Origin of the sequence: Rhodoferax sp. UBA5149, from assembly GCF_002413825.1 — a bacterium.
Lineage (GTDB): Bacteria > Pseudomonadota > Gammaproteobacteria > Burkholderiales > Burkholderiaceae_C > Rhodoferax.
The window spans coordinates 5,771-9,458 of record NZ_DHXT01000211.1; the positions used below are offsets into that span (position 1 = coordinate 5,771).

Genomic DNA, 3,688 nt, shown 5'->3' on the forward strand with positions numbered 1-3,688 from the left:
AATTTGCGGGACAGACCGCCGCTATGCGAGCGCTGTCCGTTACTGATTGGAAAACCTGAATTATGAACTTTGAACTCAAGACCCTTGACCTGAGTGCCGCCGCCAATGAGAAAGGCGACGCCCTGATTGTCCTGCTGAGCCAGTCTTTCAAGCCCGGAAAAGACGTTTTATCGGCGCTTGTCGCGCACACATTGAAGGTCGGCGACCTGGAAACCAAAGCCGGAAAATTGCTGGTTTTATACCGCCCGGCCGGGGTGGCCTGTTCACGCGCAGTACTGGCGGGCATCGGGGAGGGTTCAGCCAAAGAGGTGCGACAGGCCCTGGGTGCAGCCGTCGCGGCGGTCAAAGCGCCTAACGTCAAGAAGCTGGTGATCTGTTTTGCGACCTTGCCCCAGGAAGAGACAGTCCGCGCCGCCGTGATAGCGGCAGCCGAGACCAGTTATGTCTATACCACCACCAAATCAAAACCCGAGGGCAGGTCGATTCAGCGCGTTGTCATGGGCTTGCCCGGCCCGACAAAGATCAAGCCCATGTTTGACCAGGCCGTGGCGGCTGTGAAGGGCATTGAGTACGCCAAGGAATGGGCCAATCGTCCCGCAAACCATGCCACGCCCTCGCTGTTGGCAGGGGCGGCACGGTCATTGGCCAAGTTCCCGAATATCAAATGCGAAGTGCTGGGCCCCAAAGAGGTGGCCAAGCTGGCAATGGGCGCTTTCATGGCGGTGGCCCAAGGTTCTGAAGAACCCTTGCGCTTCATTGTGTTGCGTTATGAGGGCGCGGCGAAGTCCGAGTCGCCCACGGTGCTGGTGGGCAAGGGCATCACTTTTGACAGCGGTGGCATTTCCATCAAACCCGCCGCCGAGATGGACGAGATGAAGTTTGATATGTCAGGGGCCGCCAGTGTGTTGGGCGTTTTTCGAGCCTTGGCGGAGTTACAACCCAATATTAATGTGGTCGGCTTGATTCCCACCTGCGAAAACCTGCTCAGTGGCCGGGCCGTCAAACCGGGCGATGTGGTCACCAGCATGAATGGCCAGACCATTGAAATTCTCAATACCGATGCTGAAGGGCGTCTGGTGCTGTGCGATGCTTTAACTTACGCCGAACGTTTCAAACCGCGTGCCGTGGTGGACGTTGCCACGCTGACTGGCGCCTGCGTGGTGGCCTTGGGTGGTGTGCGCAGCGGTCTTTTCTCTGGTGACGATGAACTGGCCTCGGCCCTGTTGTCGGCGGGTGAATCTTCGCTTGATCTTTGCTGGCGCATGCCGCTGGACGACGATTACGCGGAAGGTCTTAAAACCAGTTTTGCCGATGTGGCCAATGTGGCCGGACGCGCCGGGGGCGCCATCACGGCGGCCAAATTTTTGCAGCGCTTCACGGCCAAATTCCCTTGGGCTCATCTGGATATCGCCGGAACGGCCTGGAAGAGTGGTGCCGCCAAAGGGGCTACCGGTCGTCCGGTCGCGCTGCTGCTGGACTACCTGCTGACTTCGGCAAAATAAGTGGCGTTACACGTGACCGAGGTGGCTTTTCATTTCAATGCGCCTGATCGGGTGGCCTATGCCTGTCGGCTGCTGCGCAAGGCCGTGGGCAGTGGAGCGAAGCTGGTGGTGACGGGCTTGCCAGATATATTGAAGCAGCTTGATGCCGCGCTGTGGACTTTTTCGCCCGTCGATTTTGTGCCGCACTGTCATCTGGAGAGCGAACCTTATGTCGTCGCGGCCTCTCCCGTGATCCTGGCGACGTCGACGCAGTCCGTGCCGCATCGGCAGGTGTTGCTCAATCTGGGCATTTTGGTGCCCGTCGATTTTGAGCGCTTTGAGCGGGTGATTGAGATCGTTGGTCTGGAGGATGACGACCGTCGGCTGGCGCGAAGCCGCTGGAAGCATTATGCCGATCGCGGTTATGCCATCACGCGTCACGATCTGACTTTGAAAACCTCTCAGTGATGAGCACGACACCGCGTCATCTGCCCCGCTATTTGCCAACACTGACCGAGGTCGTGCGTCCACGGGTTTTGGTCGGCGCGTCGACTACGGCAATCCCCGATCTTGAAGAAATAGTGCAGTCCGTGATGCCGCGGGTGGATCTGGTGCTGGAGCGCCGCCTGCGTGAGGAAGCCGATGCCATGCTTCGAACCCTGATGAGTGAACAACTGCAGACCCTGAGTACACGCCTTCGGCAAGAACTGGAACTCGTCGTGCGCCAAGCCGTGTCTGAAGCGATGACGTCGCGGTCAGATCAGCATAAGTTGAAATAATGTGGCACCAGGCAGCTTGGTGTCGTCCCTCTGTTTGTGACCCACGAATTACATTATCGTGTCGGCTGTGGAGCTGTTAGATTCAAATTTTTTTAAATCTGGAGTTGTCTATGCAAATGAAATTGAAAATTACCGTTGCCGCCGCGATTGCCGCCGCCGCTGGCATGGCCATGGCGCAGGACGTGGTCATCAAGATCGGTCACGTGGCCCCGATTTCTGGCGCACAGGCGTCTTACGGAAAAGACAATGAGAATGGTGCCCGGATGGCCATTGAAGATCTGAATGCCGCTGGCGTGATGATCGGTGGCAAGAAGGCCAAGTTTGAACTCGTGGCTGAAGATGACGCAGCAGATCCCAAGCAAGGTGCAGCCGTTGCGCAAAAGCTGTGCGACGCCAAAGTCGTTGGTGTGGTTGGTCACCTGAACTCTGGCACCACCATTCCCGCTTCCAAAATTTACAACGATTGCGGAATTCCGATGATTACGCCGTCGGCGACCAACCCCGATCTGACGAAGCCCGGTTACAAAACCACCTTCCGCTTGCTGGCCAATGACAACGCACTGGGTGCCGGTCTGGCCTTTTTTGCCGCTGACGCTTTGAAACTCAAGCGCATTGCCATGATTGATGACCGTACCGCTTACGGCCAGGGCGTCGCTGAAGTGTTCAAGAAGATGGCAACGGCCAAGGGCATCACCATCGTCGATGAGCAGTTCACCACCGACAAGTCGGTGGATTTCATGTCCATCCTGACGTCCGCCAAGTCGAAGAATCCTGATGGTATTTTCTACGGTGGGATGAGTCCGCAAGCGGGTCCGATGCTGCGCCAAATGGAGCAGCTTGGACTCACCAATGTGAAATTCTTTGGCGGTGATGGTGTCTGTGACCAGGCAATCATCAAACTCTCAGGCGGCGCCCAGACATTGAACAATGTGATTTGCGCTGAAGGTGGTGCATCGTTGGAAAAGATGCCAGGCGGCGTTGCCTGGAAAAAGCGTTACGACGCCAAGTACCCAGGCCAGTTCCAGCTTTATAGCCCTTACGTCTACGATGCGATTCATGTGTTGGTTGACGCCATGAAGCGTGCGGGCAGTGCAGATCCCAAGGTCTACACGTCATTCATTGGTTCGACGAACTACCAAGGCATCACCACCAAGGTGCAGTTTGAATCGAACGGCGAATTGAAGAATCCCGCCATGACCCTGTACACCTACAAGGGTGACAAGAAAATTGCCTTGAACTGATCCAGTTCTTTGCACCGCTAAAAAGCCACCTTCGCGTGGCTTTTTTCTTGACCCTTTGGCCTGTGAGGCAGAAATCGGCTCTTGGCTCAGTTAAACTACTGGGTTGCTGGAGCGGTGGATGAGCGGTTTAAGTCATACGCCTGGAAAGCGTACGAGGGGTCAAACCCTCCGCGGGTTCGAATCCCGC

The 3,688-nt window shown here is 56.6% G+C and carries 4 protein-coding genes and 1 tRNA gene (1 of these 5 only partly in view); all 5 read left to right on the forward strand.

Features of this window, described 5'->3' with window-relative positions:
- Positions 1–62: 62 nt before the first annotated feature.
- On the forward strand, positions 63–1,502 hold the full coding sequence (locus B3V69_RS19030) for a leucyl aminopeptidase (RefSeq protein ID WP_296448838.1): 1,440 nt from the start codon (positions 63–65) through the stop codon (positions 1,500–1,502).
- Between the two features lie 21 nt (positions 1,503–1,523).
- A complete protein-coding gene (locus tag B3V69_RS19035; protein ID WP_414707582.1) occupies positions 1,524–1,949 on the forward strand; it encodes a DNA polymerase III subunit chi in 426 nt (141 codons plus the stop codon).
- Entirely contained in the window at positions 1,949–2,260 is a 312-nt protein-coding gene (locus tag B3V69_RS19040) for a hypothetical protein (protein WP_296448840.1), read from the forward strand. The genes B3V69_RS19035 and B3V69_RS19040 overlap by 1 nt, the downstream gene beginning before the upstream one ends.
- A gap of 110 nt (positions 2,261–2,370) precedes the next feature.
- Positions 2,371–3,501 (forward strand): branched-chain amino acid ABC transporter substrate-binding protein, encoded by a 1,131-nt coding sequence (locus B3V69_RS19045; protein WP_296448842.1) that lies wholly within the window; start codon positions 2,371–2,373, stop codon positions 3,499–3,501.
- A gap of 108 nt (positions 3,502–3,609) precedes the next feature.
- Positions 3,610–3,688: transfer RNA gene (locus B3V69_RS19050), tRNA-Ser, on the forward strand; it runs 234 nt beyond the window's last position.